The organism is Flammeovirga yaeyamensis (assembly GCF_018736045.1).
In the GTDB taxonomy this organism is placed as follows: domain Bacteria; phylum Bacteroidota; class Bacteroidia; order Cytophagales; family Flammeovirgaceae; genus Flammeovirga; species Flammeovirga yaeyamensis.
In genome coordinates this window covers 4,681,708-4,699,065 of record NZ_CP076132.1, presented here as the reverse complement: position 1 = coordinate 4,699,065, position 17,358 = coordinate 4,681,708, and the positions used below count along the sequence as shown (strand labels likewise).

General features: G+C 34.6%; 13 protein-coding genes. 7 read left to right on the top strand and 6 right to left on the bottom strand.

Translation table 11 applies throughout. From position 1 onward, the window contains the following. Positions 1–12 precede the first annotated feature (12 nt). The 5 genes from thrC to KMW28_RS18750 all read left to right on the top strand — a co-directional run bounded on the left by thrC (position 13) and on the right by KMW28_RS18750 (position 5,751). Positions 13–1,335 (top strand): threonine synthase, encoded by a 1,323-nt coding sequence (gene thrC, locus KMW28_RS18770; RefSeq protein ID WP_169666969.1) that lies wholly within the window; start codon positions 13–15, stop codon positions 1,333–1,335. Between the two features lie 102 nt (positions 1,336–1,437). Then, a complete protein-coding gene (locus tag KMW28_RS18765) occupies positions 1,438–2,466 on the top strand; it encodes a helix-turn-helix domain-containing protein (RefSeq protein WP_169666928.1) in 1,029 nt (342 codons plus the stop codon). Between the two features lie 351 nt (positions 2,467–2,817). Continuing rightward, positions 2,818–3,198, top strand: coding sequence for a DUF3302 domain-containing protein (locus KMW28_RS18760; RefSeq protein ID WP_169666930.1), 381 nt, complete (start codon positions 2,818–2,820; stop codon positions 3,196–3,198). A 27-nt stretch (positions 3,199–3,225) separates the two neighbouring features. Next, the gene (locus KMW28_RS18755) at positions 3,226–4,344 is read left to right on the top strand and encodes an HlyD family secretion protein (RefSeq protein ID WP_169666932.1); all 1,119 of its coding nucleotides are present in this window, start codon (positions 3,226–3,228) and stop codon (positions 4,342–4,344) included. A gap of 15 nt (positions 4,345–4,359) precedes the next feature. Then, positions 4,360–5,751 carry a TolC family protein gene (locus KMW28_RS18750; protein WP_169666934.1) on the top strand — a complete coding sequence of 464 codons (1,392 nt, stop codon included), beginning with the start codon at positions 4,360–4,362 and terminating at the stop codon, positions 5,749–5,751. A gap of 237 nt (positions 5,752–5,988) precedes the next feature. On the opposite strand, the gene KMW28_RS18745 is transcribed toward KMW28_RS18750, so the two are convergent. From KMW28_RS18745 to KMW28_RS18725, 5 genes are all read right to left on the bottom strand, one after another. Further along, on the bottom strand, positions 5,989–8,160 hold the full coding sequence (locus KMW28_RS18745; RefSeq protein ID WP_169666936.1) for a S9 family peptidase: 2,172 nt from the start codon (positions 8,158–8,160) through the stop codon (positions 5,989–5,991). 124 nt (positions 8,161–8,284) lie between these two features. Continuing rightward, positions 8,285–8,683 carry a hypothetical protein gene (locus tag KMW28_RS18740; RefSeq protein WP_169666938.1) on the bottom strand — a complete coding sequence of 133 codons (399 nt, stop codon included), beginning with the start codon at positions 8,681–8,683 and terminating at the stop codon, positions 8,285–8,287. A 202-nt stretch (positions 8,684–8,885) separates the two neighbouring features. Then, positions 8,886–11,423: a carboxypeptidase-like regulatory domain-containing protein gene (locus KMW28_RS18735; protein WP_169666940.1), complete on the bottom strand. Its 2,538-nt coding sequence runs from the start codon at positions 11,421–11,423 to the stop codon at positions 8,886–8,888. Beyond that, the gene (locus KMW28_RS18730; protein WP_169666942.1) at positions 11,407–12,360 is read right to left on the bottom strand and encodes a FecR family protein; all 954 of its coding nucleotides are present in this window, start codon (positions 12,358–12,360) and stop codon (positions 11,407–11,409) included. Before KMW28_RS18730 ends, KMW28_RS18735 begins: the two co-directional genes overlap by 17 nt. A gap of 53 nt (positions 12,361–12,413) precedes the next feature. Next, positions 12,414–12,995 carry an RNA polymerase sigma factor gene (locus tag KMW28_RS18725; protein WP_169666944.1) on the bottom strand — a complete coding sequence of 194 codons (582 nt, stop codon included), beginning with the start codon at positions 12,993–12,995 and terminating at the stop codon, positions 12,414–12,416. A gap of 301 nt (positions 12,996–13,296) precedes the next feature. Here KMW28_RS18725 and KMW28_RS18720 point away from each other — a divergent pair, with 301 nt between their 5' ends. Together KMW28_RS18720 and KMW28_RS18715 are read left to right on the top strand one after the other, a co-directional pair. Then, positions 13,297–14,343, top strand: coding sequence for a hypothetical protein (locus tag KMW28_RS18720; protein ID WP_066211985.1), 1,047 nt, complete (start codon positions 13,297–13,299; stop codon positions 14,341–14,343). 170 nt (positions 14,344–14,513) lie between these two features. Then, positions 14,514–15,515: a hypothetical protein gene (locus tag KMW28_RS18715; protein WP_169666947.1), complete on the top strand. Its 1,002-nt coding sequence runs from the start codon at positions 14,514–14,516 to the stop codon at positions 15,513–15,515. A gap of 97 nt (positions 15,516–15,612) precedes the next feature. Here KMW28_RS18715 and KMW28_RS18710 read toward each other — a convergent pair whose 3' ends face one another. Next, positions 15,613–17,262, bottom strand: coding sequence for a glycoside hydrolase family 43 protein (locus tag KMW28_RS18710; protein WP_205958237.1), 1,650 nt, complete (start codon positions 17,260–17,262; stop codon positions 15,613–15,615). Positions 17,263–17,358 lie beyond the last annotated feature (96 nt).

Genomic DNA, 17,358 nt, shown 5'->3' with positions numbered 1-17,358 from the left:
AAAGAGAGAACGATGATCTATTACAGTACTAAACGACAAGCCGAAGAGGCCAGCTTAAAGAAAGCCTTATTTAAAGGATTACCTGAAGATAACGGGTTATATATGCCTGAGAAAATTGCAAAATTACCTCAGGAGTTTTTTGATAACATCGAAAAACTATCATTTCAAGATATTGCTTATGAAGTGACCAATGCTTTATTAAGCGAAGATGTACCGTCTGAAGAAATTCGTAAAATTGTAGACGATGCAGTAAATTTTGATGCACCTATCGTAAAAGTTGTGGATCAGATTTATTCTCTTGAATTGTTCCACGGACCAACCCTAGCATTCAAAGATTTTGGTGCAAGGTTTATGGCTCGACTAATGTCTTATTTCTTAGACAAAGGTGAGAAGTTACATATTTTAGTAGCCACTTCTGGCGATACAGGTAGTGCTGTGGCACAGGGTTTCTTTGGGGTGGAAGGAATTCAAGTGACTATTCTTTATCCTAAAGGTAAAGTAAGTCCTATCCAAGAACAACAGTTAACAACCAATGGTGGTAACATCAAAGCGGTAGAAATCGAAGGTACATTCGATGACTGTCAGCGATTGGTAAAAGAAGCATTCCTAGACAAAGAACTTGCAGAGACGTTGAATTTAACATCAGCGAACTCTATTAATATTAGCCGTTTAATTCCTCAATCATTCTACTACTTTAACGCATTTGCTCAGTTAAAGAGAGAAGGATTTAAAAAAGTGATCTTCTGTACTCCATCAGGTAACTTCGGTAACTTGTGTGGTGGTATGATTGCCAACAGAATGGGATTAAAGGTAGAGCACTTTATTGCGGCAACTAATGCGAATAAAGTTGTTCCAGTTTATTTAAGAACTGAGATCTTCCAACCTCGTCCATCATTAGCTACCATATCAAATGCTATGGATGTAGGTAACCCTTCGAACTTCCCACGTTTATTGGAGTTGCATAACAACGATTTCGAAACGTTGAAAGAAAGGGTAACAGGTACTTATTTCACTGACGAGGAAACTCGTGATACAATGAAAGAAGTATATGATCAAACGAAATATATTCTTTGTCCTCACTCAGCAATTGGCTACCAAGCGTTGAAGGATTATATGGATAAAGAAGAAATAGGAAAGAAAACAGCAGGTGTATTCTTATCAACAGCTCACCCAGTGAAATTTGTTGAGATTGTTGAGCCTGTCATCAATAAAAAACTAGAAATCCCTCAAAGGTTACAGGAGATCATCGATCGTCCTAAAAAAGCGACTTTATTAGAGGCCGATTTCAAAAAATTCAAAAAATACTTGTTGGCTGAAGTAACAGCGACAGTTTAGCATAGTATTATCACATCTATTTTAAACTCCTTTTATTTTTTAATAAAAGGAGTTTTTTTTATTTAAATTGAATAGATTGATAATGAAATCAATTTAAGAAACATGAAAGAGGACCAAATTATAGTCGAAATATTTGATAGAGAAAACTGGGTAGTAGAAGCAGCTCCTCAGATTGGTCCTTTTATAGAGGAAAGTGATAAACACCTCGTCATGGATAATGACCTGGGAAAGGCAAGGTTTGAATTAATCAATATTGAAGACGGTTTATTTATTCGATATTCTGATGTGACCCTCAATCATAATGTATTATTCAAAGAACATGGAAGAAAATCGAAAGCCAAATTTATGGTTTTTGAGTTTGCTTTTCATGGCTATCCAGAAGGGATGACGTTGAGTCATTTTCCCGATAAAAGTTTATCAGATGAAAAAAATATTTTAATCTATTCTGATAACTCCTCTATTTATGGAAATTTCCCTGCGAATTTGCACCACACTTTCTTAACACTATATGTTTCTTTTGATTGGTTAAAAAGGAATTTTAAAGATTTTCTGAAATCCCACTCTTATTTTGATATAGGCATCGAAACAAACCGTACATTTTTTAATAAAATGGAATATGGAGTTCATTTTGAAAAAACTTTAGAACAGTTGATGTCTAGAAGTTATCCTTTAGAGCTTCGAAAACCTATTTATAAAGGTGTTGTTTTAATGATTGTGTCAGAAGTCTATTATAGGCTAACTGATGGAGCAGAGGCTAAGTATTCTATGAAAAAAGAGATCCAAGGGAAGTTGGATGAATTGGAACAGTACATCAAAGACAATCTCGAAGAGGAAATATCTATAGAAGATTTATGTAAGCGAATAGGGTTTTCTAAAACCAAATTGCATCACTTGTTTAAAGATTACTTTAAATATTCTATGTACGATTATATAAAATTCTTAAGGATGCAAAAAGCAAAATCTTTAATTGTAGGGACTAATTTAGGAATCTCAGAAATTGCCAATAAAGTAGGATATAACTCTGTAACACATTTTACAAATCTATTCAAAAAAGAAACTGGACTCACACCAACACAATTTAAAAAAGGAGGTTATACTGAAGTGTTTGAAGGTTTAAGAAACTTATATTAATTATGTTTGATGTAAAACAAGTGTAATTTTGTTACTTATGTGAATATTCTTTTTTATTTATCTGTTCGCATAATATGTTGAATCGATATCAAAAACTAAGTAGCTATTAATAAACTAATTGTGTTTAATTTGTAAATGTTCATTACTAAAACCTAATAAAAATCAAGTGAACAATCGCATAACTATTAATGATTTATTGAATAATTAGATTGTTATGTAATCAATTATGTTTGTATTGAATCAATTGCTAATTCATCCAATTTAAGTATTGAATGATTATTACATGAAATTGTAAAGCACAAAAATGTCAGAGTTTTCGCTTTACCAAAAACTTAATTAACACCACTTGATATGAAAAAGATAACTACCTTATCCTTTATTTTATTCACAATACTGTCTACATTACCTAATAACGCAATGGCTATGATTAGTCCAGAGAAAGTAAATTCTTTCGCAGACATTATGGCTTGGGTAGTAGTTACAGTTGTACCTGTAATAGGTGCGTGGATTTTTTGGAAAATACATATTATTCCAGAAGAGATTGCAAAAAAACGTAATCACCCTCAAGCAGATTCTATCCATATGATGTGCTTATTGTCATTAGTGATGGGCGGAATGCTATGGCCATTAGCTTTAGTTTGGGCCTACTCAAATCCTTTACAATTTTTCCAAGCTGACGAAGCTTCTTTCGGTGAGAAAAACACTAAGGAAGAAGTCAAAGAAGTCGCATAACTTAAACCTATTTAAATTTATTTTCTCATGTTAGATTTAATATTAATCGTTTATGGTCTAATCGTTTGGTTGGTTTTTATCAAGTTCAAACTTTTAGCTTGGAATACTACATCTAAGATTATTGTATTTTTAATCCCGGTTATCGGTGTAACAGGTGTAATCTTAACGATGAACGCCATCATGCCATCATCAGATGATGTTAGGGTATATAATAAAACAGTACAAATTAAGGCGAATGTTAGAGGTCGTGTAGATGAAGTTTTCGTTAAAGAAAATAGCAGAATTGCTAAAGGCGATACTTTATTCACCATCGAACAAGCTCCTTTTAAAGCACAAATTGAAGGTATCAAAGCTTCTATCGAGAAAGCAAGAGCTTCAGTAAGTGTACAATATAGAAATGTTGATGCCATTAGAGCCAATAGAAAAGCAGTAGAGGCGCAATTGGAATTAGCAAGAACTCGTCAAGCACAATTCCAGGAACTAGTTGATGCGAATGCTGGTAACCGTTTTGACTTGGAACAAGCACAAAACAACGTGAAGCAATTAGAAGCACAATTAATGCAATTAAAAGCACAGGAAGCTTCTATTTTAGCAACAATTAAAGCGGAATACAATGGTGAGCAAGTATCTGTTGCAGAACTTGTTGCACGTTTGGAAAGAGCAGAATGGGATTTAGAGCAGACAGTGGTAAAAGCACCAATTGATGCTACAGTGGTTAACCTTCAGCTAAGAAAAGGTGCTATGGCATTGCCATTGGCAGACCTTATGACTTTGGTAGAAGGACGTCAGAATATCATTGCTTCTTTCGATCAGAACGAGTTGCATAAGATGGAAGAAGGTAACGAAGTAGACTTAACGTTTGCTTCTAAGCCAGGTGTAATCTACAATGGAAAAGTAGAATCTATTGTATGGGCATCGAGTAGAGGTCAATTACTTCCTTCTGGTATGTTGCCAACGATCGATCAAGGTGTTCAGAAAAGAGGAAAGTATTTAGTGAAGCTTGTTTCAGAGGAAGCAGACATCCCAATGGGTGCGAATGGTTCAGTTGCTGTGTATACATCACAGACACAACCGTTCTACATCATTCGTAAAGTAATGATTCGTATTTCTGCGAAAGTAAATTACTTGATCTTAAAAGCGCACTAAAATCCACCAATCATCATGAAATTATTAAAATCATTGATGTTCTTCTTTGTGGGATCAGTTACTCTTAGTAGTTGTTTAAACTTAAAAGAGGCACCCACTAAGGAAGCTATCAAACAGGACAATACTGCCCTAGAAAACATGTCTATCCCTAATGATTGGGTATTTAAAGAGATGGATTCTACCCAAAAAATGGAAATGGATTGGGTAAAAGAATGGGAGACTGAAAATATTGATACACTAATTAGAGAGGCATATAAATATAATGCTGATGTTCAGATCGCGTCATCCAGAATTGAACAAGCAAATTTAGGCCTTCGATTAGCTGAATCAAGAATGAAACCGCAAGTAGGAATTGGAGCTTCAGCTGCTTATTTGCCAGTGCAAAATGCAGCAGGTCCTTCCTACGGTATCGTGAATGCTTCTTGGGAAATGGACCTTTGGGGAAAGTTGCGTTATGGAAATAAGGCAGCAGAAACAATGATCTATTCTGCGGAGTACGTACAGAAAAAGTTAAAACAAGTATTGGCAGCTTCTATTGCAAGAGCATATTATACTTCGGTATATATTACTGAGCAAAAGAAGTTAATCAAAGAGGCTATTGAGACAACAGAGTCGATGTCTGAGTTTAATCAAGTTCGATTAAAAGTAGGTATGGCTAAAGAATCTGATGTTCTTCAAATGGAAGCACAAATTGCCAAATACAAGGAAACTTTGGTGATTCTTGATCAGGTAGAACAAGACACAAAAAGAGCGATTGAACTACTGATGGGACGTTATCCTAAAGGTGAGTTAGCCGTAGAGGAAGACCTTATGATGTTGTCATCAAATATTCCGGCGGAACTACCATTAAGTATGTTGGAAAACAGACCTGAGATTATGATTTCTCAGTTCGCAGTGGCTCAAGCATTCTACAGCAAAGAGGTGGCCGAAGCTTCAAGATGGCCATCACTTACACTAAATACTACATTTGGAGGGGCAAATAAAACATTACAAGGAATGTGGAATTTGTCGAATCCAATCTTAAGTATTGGTGGTGGTTTGGTTACTCCAATCTTTACAGGAGGAGCCATTAAAACCAATATTGCTATCCAAAACGAGCAACAAAAACAAGCGGTTTTATACTATGCTAAATCATATTTAAATGCTTTAAGCGAAGTAGAAACAAGTTTGAATGGAGTAGCAGCAGTAGAAGGTCGTTTCGAACAATCGAATGTAGCGTTAGAAAAGCTGCAAAGAACCTACGAATTGTCTGAAAAGCAATACCAAGTAGGTAACGAGAATATGTTTACCCTATTACAGAAGCAACTTCAATTGATTGACGAATCAACCAACCAATTGAATTTAAAATATGAGAAGATTTCACAAAGGATAAACCTTTATATGGCATTAGGTGGAGACTACTTATAGTTTGAGTGTAAACTCGTGTATATAATTTATGATGTTGATAATAACTACTTTTAATTGATGAAAACATCTGAGGTAGTAAAGGGATTTTCTCTTTACTACCTTTTCAAACGCCCTATTTGAATCGATTTTTCTTCAAAAAAAACACCACTTTCAAAGTCTGTTTAGACCTTAAAAGTGGTGTTTTTTATTTCATGCTCGCCCTAATTTATTGATGATGTTTAAGGCAAGACATTATCATTATAAATTATTCTCCACAAACTCTGTCATCTGAGTGTACAAGTGCAATCTTGTATTACCTCCATAGATGCCATGGTTTTTATTTGGATAATAGAATTCTCTAAACTGCTTATTTGCTTTGATTAATGCTGTTGATAAATCAAATGAGTTTTGTACGTGAACGTTGTCATCGCCAGTACCGTGGATTAAGAAGAACTTCCCTTTCAATTTATCTACGTGATGAATAGGTGAGTTATCGTCATAACCACTTGCATTGTTTTGAGGTAATGCTTGGAAACGCTCCGTATAAATAGTGTCATAATATCTCCAGTTCGTTACCGGTGCAACGGCAATGGCCATTTTGAAATGATCAGCTCCAGTAAATAAACATAACGATGACATATATCCACCGAAACTCCATCCCCAGATTCCAATTCTAGAAGCATCCACATAGTTTTGCTCACCTAACCATTTTGCTGTAGCAATTTGATCGATCGCCTCGTATTTACCCAATTGTTTGTAGGTAACATGTTTGAAGTCTCTACCTCTTGAACCTGTTCCTCTTGGATCGACCACTGCAACGATATATCCTTTTTGCGTCAACATCTGATGCCATGCATAGTTACTTCCACCCCAAGAATTCGCTACTTGATTAGATCCCGGACCTGAGTATTGGAACATCAACACTGGATATTTCTTGTCCGCATCAAAATCAGCAGGCTTTAGCATATAACCATAAAGCTCAACATCATCTTCTGTTTTGAAAGTGAACAATTCCTTGTTTACGAAACCATATTCTTCAATAGTACCTTTAAACTGAGCATTGTCTACCAATACTTTCACCAACTCATTCTTTTTCGTTTTGAAAAGAGAAGTAGTAGATACTTCATTAGCCGATGAATGAACAGCGATATAGTAACTGAAGTCATGACTCATATTCACTCGAGTTTGACCTGCTTTTGTAGAAAGCTTTACTTTTTTCTTACCGTACAAGTCGATAGAGTAGAAGTCACGGTCCAAGTCATTTTCCTCGTTAGAGATATAGTAAATAACCGGCTTTTTTACATTCTCATTAATACCTACTAGAGAAGTTACTTCCCACTCCCCATTTGTAATCTGACGTACCAACTTACCGTTGATATCATACAAGTAAATATGCTTATAACCACTTTGCTCAGAAGTGTAGATAAAATGCTTACCGTCTTTTAAGTACGTTAAATCATCATTGTAATCAAGATCTACGTAAGTTTTCGATTCTTCTGAAAGCACGACTTCACTGCTACCAGTTAAAGCACTTGCATGAAGAATTTCCAATTTATTCTGAAGACGATTCATTCTGATCATCGATAAGATACCTGAATCTTGTGTCCACTGAATTCTAGGAATGTAAATATCAGTTTCTTTACCAATATCCATTTTTTGATGCTTACCCGAAGTTAAATCCACCACAGATACTGAAACGATAGAGTTTTTCTCTCCCGCTTTAGGGTATTTAAATCTGTAATCTTGAGGATATAACTGTCCCCAATATTGCATATTGTATTCAGGTACTTCCGTTTCATCAAATGTTTGGTAAGCAATTTTCTTACTGTCAGGCGACCAAGTAAACGCTTTTGCCATAGAGAATTCCTCCTCATATACCCAATCGGCAGAACCGTTGATGATATGATTGAATTTTCCATCTTTCGTTAATTGCGTTTCTTTCATATCGGCCAATTCCACAACAAAAAGGTTGTTTTCTCTTACGAAAGCTACTTTTTTACCATCAGGTGATAAGGTAGCATACGATTGTTTTCCATTATCAGAAAGCTTCGAAAGTTTCTTTGATGAAAAATCGTAGATATAATATTCCGCCTTAAATGATCTTCTATAGATAGCTTCTCTGTCCGTCATTAATAACATCTGAGACTCATCTGCAGAAAAAGAATAGCCAGCGATAGCAATATTTAGATCATTACCATTTAAGATAGTTTCCACCGCCTCCCCAGTAGCAACATTATTTTTCACAATCTGATTCTTCTCTAAGCTAGAGTAAAATCCGCCATCGTTCATCCAACGTACAGAACTTACAGAACGAGGGTAGAATTTGTATTCAGACCATATGTTTTCGAGGGTGATGTTTTTGGTTTGAGCAAATGCACTTAGACAAAAAAGTGACATCAGAAAACCTATTAATAAGGTAGTTTTCTTCATTCCAGTAAAATTGATGATTCTTTGAAAGTTTAAATTTCCCCTAATTAAGTAAAATCACCACATAAAAAAAAGAGGTTATTCCATAACAATGAAATAACCTCTTCTTGCTAAATATATTTTATGACTAATAAGCCAAGTCTCTTTTAATATCTTGTGAATCCTCTTTATGCATCATATCATAATTACCCTGTTCATCAGAATAGTTATCATTCTTGTGCATTTCGAACATTTGATTTTGATCTTCTTGACCTTCAAAGTTTTCTTGAGGTTGGTTCGTTAAATGATACAGTTCATCTTCAAGAAAATAGATGTGATTTTGCATATCCTCCATTTTCTGATTCTTATCATACACTGTTTTGTGTAATTTGTCAATGTATCTTTGACTGTCTTGCAACATTTTCTTTAACCTATCAATGTAGATGTCTGGAGATTCGTTCCATCCTTGATCAAAGAGAGTTTGTTTCTTTCGGTTAAGTTCTGCTTGCTTTGAATTCTTTGGATATAGATTGCCTGAATTTTTCATATTTAGTATCAAAAAAATGATAAGTAGTAAAAGGTATTTACAAGTGTGTTACATTAACGACCAGTTTGTTTATGATTTAAAAAATTGAATTAGGTATAGGTAATTATGAAACACGTTTGCTTATTATATTCACAAATTTAATAGTTATGTAAACATTTGCAAATAATAAATTATGTTTTATTTATAACAATCCTTAAAATGATTAAAAAATTAGATTAAAAGATAGATTTGGCAAAATACCTAATTGAGAAATATCTGTAAGTATAAACTCCAAGCTATCAGAGCCTAAGGAAGTAATCTGTCTTTCCTCTGTATTTTTTTGATTGTAGAGGTCATATACTGTAAATACAATTTCACCCTTTGAACGTTTGCCAAGTCGGAATCCATAAGAAGAAGTGAAATCTAACCGATGGTAAAGAGGAACGTCATAGGGTGAATAAGTGGAAGGGTTATCAGTGTTAGAAGAACGAGAAGCCAATAAAGAATTGATATCGTAATTTACATCTCTAAGCAACCATGTTAAACCAATTTTCCAATGTTTGTTGGTGTACACAGAAGCAAGCTGAACCAAATGTGTTGTTTTTTTCTCTTGTTCTCTCTCAGTATACGTTTTCACATATTGGTTGTAGCCATAACTGATGTAGTTGTACCAATTTTTATGATTGTACTCGTAAATCATATCGACACCATACGACTGACCTGTTCCAATATAATCCCTAAAGAAAACGACATTTCTAAAAGCCAGATCCGACATTTCTCCGTCACTATTTTTCAAATAGCCTTCTATATTAAAAGTATGACTTTTTTGTCGTGCTTTAAATCCTCCAATAAAATGATTAGCATTGATTACTGGAATACGATTTCCATCAGAAATAATCCAATAGCTATCATAGGTCAACTCATCAGATAACTCACGGATAAACTGATAATACCTACCCATAGAGAAAGTAAAAGCATATTTATTTTGAGGATCCAATGCCAATTCTCCTTGTAATCTTGGAGCAAAATAAGGTTTAGCAGTCGGTTGATAATACCAAAGTCTTCCTCCTGCAGTTAGCTTTAATCTCTTCAGGTTAAAAGTATATTGAGAATAGATACCTAACTGATGTGATTGATGTGTGCTATCTACGTAATAGGAAAAATACGATTCTGGTTTGAGTTCTTTTTGCACATTAAAAGAAGAGTAGACTGCACCAAAATCAAATACTCCTTTATTAAACTTTATCGACTGATCGGAATGAATACTAAAATCCTTCAGCTTTTGATAGGTCTCCAAAGTTCGTTGCTGTGGCAATACACGAGTAGTATCTCTTACATGAAATATCTTTTTTCTATATCTTTCATTTTCAGAATAAGAAGAATAGACTGATGATGTGAAGTTCTCTTTTTCTTTTTTCCACTCTAAGGTAAATGCATTGTTTTTCCAGAAACGCTCATCGCTATTGGTAAACTTTAATCGATTAAGACGTCTAGGTCTTAAATCATAAGAGGTATAATAATTATCTCTTGAGTTTAAAAAACTAAACGATAACTCATCAGACTCACTCATCTGATACACCATTTTTGCGTTGGCATCGTGGTAATCAATTTCAGGGGAAAGTTGCTGTTGGTAAAGTGCCAATTGATCCGGGTTGTAATCCGAATTTTCTATATCTGTAGATTTTGCTCTATCATACAACCATTTTTCAATGGCTCCATGGTATTTTCTATAAGATCCCAAAACGGCTAGTTTTCCTTTAACGATGGGTAAAGATAAATATCCTTTGTAACCTAATAAACTTACTCCAACATTTCCTTCTACATAATCTAATGGTGGATTTTTTAAACGGATATCTAAAATACTGGATATCCTCGAGCCATATTGACTATTAAATCCGCCTGCATAAAAAGTAGCCGAATTGGTTAAATCAGGATTGATCACATTCTCCAATCCGAAGTAATGATCCAACTGATACATCGGGAATTTATCAACCAAAGTGAGGTTCTGATCCTCCTCTCCACCTCTTACTTCTAAAGCGGAAGAAAATCCGGTATTACTCACACTAGGAAGCAACTTTACCGCATAATATAAATTATCATTTTCAGCAGTGGATAGATTGCCTATTCCTGAGTTTTTTACTTCTTTACCCATACCGGCCACTTGGTTGACCTGACTGATTTCATTCAGCTGTTTTTCATAGACCAATTCCGGAAGTTCCTGTGTATTTCTATATAATTTGATGCCCCCTTTTTTATCAAGTACTTTTTGTATAGATAATGTTTGAGGATAATACCCCAAATAAGAAAAAGTTAAGCTATCGTTTTCAAATGCCACAATATGATATCTACCTTCCGTATCAGAAGCAAGCCCAGTGTTTTTGATTTTGATAAAAGCATAGGGTAGAGGTTCATTATTTTCATCAGTGACTCTGCCTTCTAGTTCTATTTTTGCATAGACTTTTGTTTTAATCACAATAAATTTGTCGTCCACTTCCTCAAAAACTAAAGAAGATCCAGCCAATGTTTGGGTTAATGTTGTGTACAAATTCGCCTTTTGAATTGAGGCTGTTACCTTATGTTCTTTTAGGGTTTTCTCGCTATAAGAAATATAAACATTGAATGTCTTTTCTATTTCTTTAAAGACGTGTTGAATAGGCTCCTCATGAAATTGAGCAGTGAAAGTGACTTCCTCTTGGGCAATAATGTTCGTAGTATAAAGTAAAGAAGTCAGAAAAATAAAGTAATTACATAGAGATCTCAACCTCTTTTTTATCCTTGTTAATTTGATAATTGATACCCATTGTTTTCGAAATTACTTCTAAAGTAGTTTCCAAAGATTTGTTGGTAATTGTACCTGTAAATCTTAAATGTTGAACTTTAGGGTTTTTATATATGATGCGTACATCAAATTGTCTTTGCACCTCTTGGAATACCTCTTCCAAAGTTTCATTTTGATAAGTAAATATACCTTGTTTCCAAGACGGTAATTTTCCTTTAGTATTTAAAGAAACGAAGTCACCATCCTTATATGCTACACCTTCACCTTTGGTTAAAGTGACCGATTTACCTGCTCTATCTTCTACTAAAACTTTACCAGAGAAACATTCAACCGTCCATTTATCGTTTCTAGAATAAATATTGAAACTTGTACCAAGAACGGTCACATTACCTTTTTCAGATTGTACTTGGAATAACGTGCCTTTCTCTACTTCAAAGAAGGCTTCTCCTTTCAGTTCGATAAGACGTTCCTTAGAAAACTCAGATTTATTAAATGATATCGTTGATTCAGCATTTAAAGCGACCTTAGATCCATCTGGTAAATCCACATCTTTTGTATAGCCTTTATGTGCAATTTCAACATGATTACTTGGCACAAAGTACAGAAAATAGAAAGAAGCTATGAACCCTAATACAACTACAGCTACAGCATATTTCCACCATTGCATAGAAACAGTTTTGGTCGTTTTACTAGGAACTACTTTGGCAGAGATCTGATCCCACAATTCCTTTTCTCTCTGAACGGAGAAATAAGGATCTTTTACAGAAGTTTTCTGTACAAAAGATTTGGCAGCCTCAATATCTTCAGATTCTTCAGGATGCTGATCTAAATATTGTTTCCAGTAGTCATTAAAGGAGTCGTCCCCTAACGCCCAAGCAACAAAATCTTTATTCTCTATATATTTATCAATTGACGGCATTTTTTTCTAGTTATATTCAGTAAAGTGAACAGAATGAGGTTTGTACTCAATTTTTAATAGAAATTTTCAATAAAAAATCCGAGTAAGACCAAATTGATACCATCACCCATATTATTTCTCATTTTTTTAAGGGCAGAGGCTTGTAAATTTCTTACCGATTGATTGCTAATATTCATTACCTCGCTCACTTCTTCTGGAGTAAACCCATTATAAAAACGTAGATAAATCACCTCTTTTTGTCTTCCAGAAAGCGTTTCTAAAGTCTTTAATAGTTTGTCTTTGTTTATCTGATCTGTTTCTGAAGATATAATAGATTCCTCCATGGTAAATGTAACATCAAAAGTATCTTCGATTTGTTCGTCGGTAGATACCTTGCTTCCCTTCTTTATTTTTTCGAAGATGCTTCTTTTTAAAGCGACCATCAGATAGAGCTTTACATTATCAGTATCACCTAAAGTTCTTCTTTTTTCCCAAATCCTTAGAAATAAATCTTGGACACAGTCCTCCACTAATGCGGCATCCTGACAAAAATGATAGCCGTATTTATAGAGTAGCTTAATGTATTGATCATAAAAATACTTTAACGCCTTCTCGTCGTCCTTTTCTTTTAATGCTTTCCAGTGTTGTTGATCCATTTAAAAAATAGTGAAGCTTTTCTGCTGAAGAGTAATTGTCAACAGTGAAAATGATTGAATCAGTAAATGTGTTCAAAAGTAATATTTTTTAAAGATAGAGAAAATTGAATTAGAATAACAAGTGTTCTTTGATTGATAATTTATGTATTACTAAAAACAAAATAAGATAGGATTGATTTATAATCAGAATAATTTGATGTATCTGATTGTCTGATTTATGTGTAACATTGAGAACATTTACTTTATTCAGTATATCCAGCAAAAGAACTGAAAGAATTATTATTTACTTATTAACACCAACATGAAGACGACACTAACTTTACTATTTACCACGGTTTTTTATTTGGTAAGTTTTGGACAAGATGTCATTTACCAAAATACATTCGATGCAAAACAAGAGGGAGAAAATCTACTTTTGAACAATGAGTATAAAGTAGAAGCTTATTCGAATGCTACCGTGAAGAGAACGATTTCTGTAGTAAAAGAACATGGGAATAAATTTCTAAGATTTGATATTCCCGGTATGGATTCCAAAACAGAATACAATTCTCTGATTAGAGATATGAAAAAGATTCATTTTCATAGAGGGGCAACCTACACTATTACGTTAAAGACAAGAGGACCGTTTGAGAGAGGTCTGAGATTAATTGATATCAAAACGATGAAAGCGGTCGTAAAAGGGGCCTCTTTTAATGCCGCAAATGATAAAGATTACTCATTGGAATGGCACGAGCATACTTTAGAATATTCGCCTACAGATAATTTTGTGGGTCAAATTGCTATTCTAAGAAATTGGAATGGAGTATTAGATGTAGATGACATTAAGGTGTCTACCGTTTCTAGAATAAAAAATAGATATGCCCAATTGCCGCATGAGGTGTACAAATGTGATTTCTCCGTGATGACATCAAGTAATGTGGGCGAGCACTTTAAATTTAAAGCATTCCAACAAGAAGGCTTAGCTAGAAGTTTGTCTGTAAATAATCAATATGGAAATTCATTTCTTCAGTTATCTATTGAAGAAACTAGACAATCGGCCAATACTATAGTGTTTTTAAAGAATGAATTTCAGTTTAAAAAAGGGGAAAGTTATACGATTAGTGTAAAAACAAGAGGGAAGTTTAAAAGACAAATCAAATTACTTGATGTAGGAAATGATGAATCTATTATTTCTTCTAATGATGCTGAAGCTTCAAAAAATATTGCTGAATCTGATTGGTTTACTCATCGGATAAGTATTTCTCCAAAGTATGATTTTACAGGTAAGATTGGAATTCTGAGGTTATGGTATGGCGATTTAGATATAGATGAAATCGTGATTAGAAGTACCGACGAAAATAATTTGTAAAAAAAATATCTTCAAAAAAGTGCCTTTACATGTATGTAAGGGCATTTTTTTGTAAAAAGTAAAAAATATTTCAAAAAAATAGAGTACAAGTTTTAGGTACACCTCTTTATTGGATTGAAACCGGGATTCGAAATTGAATTATTGAACGCATTCTAAAAAAAATAAAGATTATGAAACTTAAAAAATTTGCTCTTATCATTTCTGTTTTAGCCGTATCGGCAATGTCATGTGACTCGTTAAAAGATAATGACTCAAGCTCATTAAATACGACTCTTGACGAGACAAGCTCTGACCTGATTTCTTCTGCTTTAGAAGCACAAGACTACACAGACAACATTTCAGAAGACATGATGGAATCTAGTACTGCTTCATCATCATCTTCATTCAGAACCACATCAGACAGTGAGGACGATGTACAAAGAAGACCGTTTAGACCTGGTGCTCGACGTTTCTTTGCTCGTCATCACGCTGATTGTGCGGACATCACTATCACAAATGAAAACGATACGAGAACTGTCGTAATGGATTTCTCTAATGGTTTGTGTGAAAACCGAGAAGGGGAAACAATCAGTGGTGTAGTAACAAGTACGCATACATTTGGAGAGTCGAGCATGGCACATTCTACTACTTTCCAAGACTTTTCTAGAAACGACAATACAGTAAATGGTACTTCTTCGATTACTGGAGAAAATGTGGTTTTTGAAGAGGTAGTAGAGGAAGGTAAGAAACCAAAAATTGCTTCTGCTACATTAACAAAAACAACAAATGTGACCATTGATCATCCGGCTACTGAAGATGTAGCAGCTTATACGGAAACAATTGTAAGATCTTTACAAGAAGAAGTGGATAATGGTACAAAAACAGTTACAGGTACTTTAACTGTAACATCAACTGGAGAAAATTCAGGTTTTACTTCAGAGATTACTTCGGCATTGGTATTCTCGCCAAGATGTTCGGGTGAACGTCCAGTATTTGTAGCACTTCAAGGAACTGAGGTGATTACAAGAGGCGATGATACAATTACAGTAGATTATGGTAGTGGCGAATGTGATTACATCATCACAATCACAACTGCTGATGGAACAGAAAAAGTAGTAGACTTGTCAGAAGGTTACGACTACTATGGTTTCATTGGTGTAAGAGGAGGCTTAAAAGTTCGTAGAGAGAATTAATATAATAAGAGAACTAAATAGTTGGATTAAAATTTAGTCAAACTATTTTCCATCAAAGTAAAGTGGGGGATGCCTTTTTAGTGGCATCCCCTTTGTTTTATTCTAATTCTTGATGTGGCTTTAAATCAAACCAATCGAAAGATGCTTTGGTTTTACTAGGGAGTTGCTCCGAAGTGGCATACATACCGATATAGACTCCATTAAATTTTAAAGTGGCTTCATCAGATAGTATGGTATAATCTTGTTTTCCTCCAAGAGGTTGAAGTTGATCTTGTGTTTCCCCATAGTAGAACTGAGCTGAAATTCCTTTTACTTCAACATTCAATACTACTTCTTTCTTGGTATAAGGCACTCGGGCGATAATCTCTGGAGTTACATCACCTTTATTGCCTTTTTGAAAAGTCTTCACTAGTAAAATCTCTTTCTTCGATTTCACTAACTGATAATGATTTCCATGTCTTCTATAGATTACTAATCCTGCTTTTTCATTTTCTTTCTTAGAGTTAAACAATAGTTTAGTTGAGGCAGAATAATTAAAAGAGGTAGTTCTTTGTCCAATAAAAGAGGGATTACTTAAATCAGTTAGAGTTGTTGGACGCAGTTGAATTTGTAATTGATCGTCTTTTAACTGATACCATTCTTCCTGAGGTGATCGTAAGAAGTTCCATTTTAATGCCAATTTATCAGAGGTGAACTCGTCTTTTTCTTCTAGTTTTTTGACAGGAGTCCAAGGTAAATCAGGTCTTTTTTGTTCTTCTTGAAGAAGGCCAATTCCTGGGTTATAAATGGGTGTAACTCCACTTTCTTGTTTAGTCATAATTACTTTTGCCAAGAAAGTTTCTCTAGCTAAAGTAACGTACCCATCCACCAATCGTTTTGCTAAAAGAACACTCCACCATTCACCGTTTTGCGTTTGAATTAAATCAGCATGACCTGGTTGAATAATCGGGTAGGTTTTCCCTAAATGTCTATGTGTGATGATTGGGTTGGCGTGATTTGGAATGTAAGGTCCCCAAATATCTTTACTGTTGAAAATGGTGACAGAATGAAATTCTCCAGTTCCACCTTCTCCAATAAGAAGTATATATTCTCCATCAATCTTATAAAGGTGTGGTCCTTCTGCCCACCGAGCATTTGATGCGTGACCGTATGTAAGTTGTTTTTTCTCACCGATTAAAATGGCGTTATCAGGATCAATTTCTTGCATCCAAACACCGTTTTTACCTGGCCATTCTTTTTCAGTTCCGTCAACAATTCCTGCACCAGTGTAGTAACATTTTCCATCATCATCCCAAAATAAAGAAGGGTCGATACCAGGAGCATCTTTTATCCATTTAGGATCGCTCCAAGGTCCGGCAGGGTCTTTAGCAGTAATAATAAAATTACCATTTTGTCCGACCATTGTGGTGATGATATAAAAAGTACCTTCATGGTAACGAATACTTGGAGCAAAAATACCATTCGAATCTCTTAAGCCGTCTTTGTAAACAATTTGATCGGGTCGGTCTAAACCATAGCCAATCAACTCCCAGTTAACTAAATCTTTACTTTTATGAATGGGCAATCCCGGGTACCATTCGAAACTAGAGTTGACCATGTAATACGTATCACCCACTCTACATATGGAAGGATCGGGGTGAAATCCCGGTAGGATAGGATTTTTAAATGTGGTTGGAGCATTTTGCCCCCAAAGCGTTTGTAAGCTTAGCGTTAAAAAAAGGAGAGTAATAATTCTTTGTTTCATCATTTCATTCAAATAAGTGATCGTTGATGATCAAATTACGAATTGAAAACCCATTACTATAGGTATTCATTTTAAAAAGATGATATAGAAAAATTACTC

Bases quoted from the DNA above. Each gene is read 5' to 3' on its own strand.
- KMW28_RS18760 (WP_169666930.1), top strand. From the start codon at position 2,818: ATGAAAAAGATAACTACCTTATCCTTTATTTTATTCACAATACTGTCT.
- thrC (WP_169666969.1), top strand. From the start codon at position 13: ATGATCTATTACAGTACTAAACGACAAGCCGAAGAGGCCAGCTTAAAG.
- KMW28_RS18755 (WP_169666932.1), top strand. From the start codon at position 3,226: ATGTTAGATTTAATATTAATCGTTTATGGTCTAATCGTTTGGTTGGTT.
- KMW28_RS18765 (WP_169666928.1), top strand. From the start codon at position 1,438: ATGAAAGAGGACCAAATTATAGTCGAAATATTTGATAGAGAAAACTGG.
- KMW28_RS18730 (WP_169666942.1), bottom strand. From the start codon at position 12,360: ATGCCGTCAATTGATAAATATATAGAGAATAAAGATTTTGTTGCTTGG.
- KMW28_RS18725 (WP_169666944.1), bottom strand. From the start codon at position 12,995: ATGGATCAACAACACTGGAAAGCATTAAAAGAAAAGGACGACGAGAAG.
- KMW28_RS18720 (WP_066211985.1), top strand. From the start codon at position 13,297: ATGAAGACGACACTAACTTTACTATTTACCACGGTTTTTTATTTGGTA.
- KMW28_RS18745 (WP_169666936.1), bottom strand. From the start codon at position 8,160: ATGAAGAAAACTACCTTATTAATAGGTTTTCTGATGTCACTTTTTTGT.
- KMW28_RS18750 (WP_169666934.1), top strand. From the start codon at position 4,360: ATGAAATTATTAAAATCATTGATGTTCTTCTTTGTGGGATCAGTTACT.
- KMW28_RS18715 (WP_169666947.1), top strand. From the start codon at position 14,514: ATGAAACTTAAAAAATTTGCTCTTATCATTTCTGTTTTAGCCGTATCG.
- KMW28_RS18740 (WP_169666938.1), bottom strand. From the start codon at position 8,683: ATGAAAAATTCAGGCAATCTATATCCAAAGAATTCAAAGCAAGCAGAA.
- KMW28_RS18710 (WP_205958237.1), bottom strand. From the start codon at position 17,262: ATGATGAAACAAAGAATTATTACTCTCCTTTTTTTAACGCTAAGCTTA.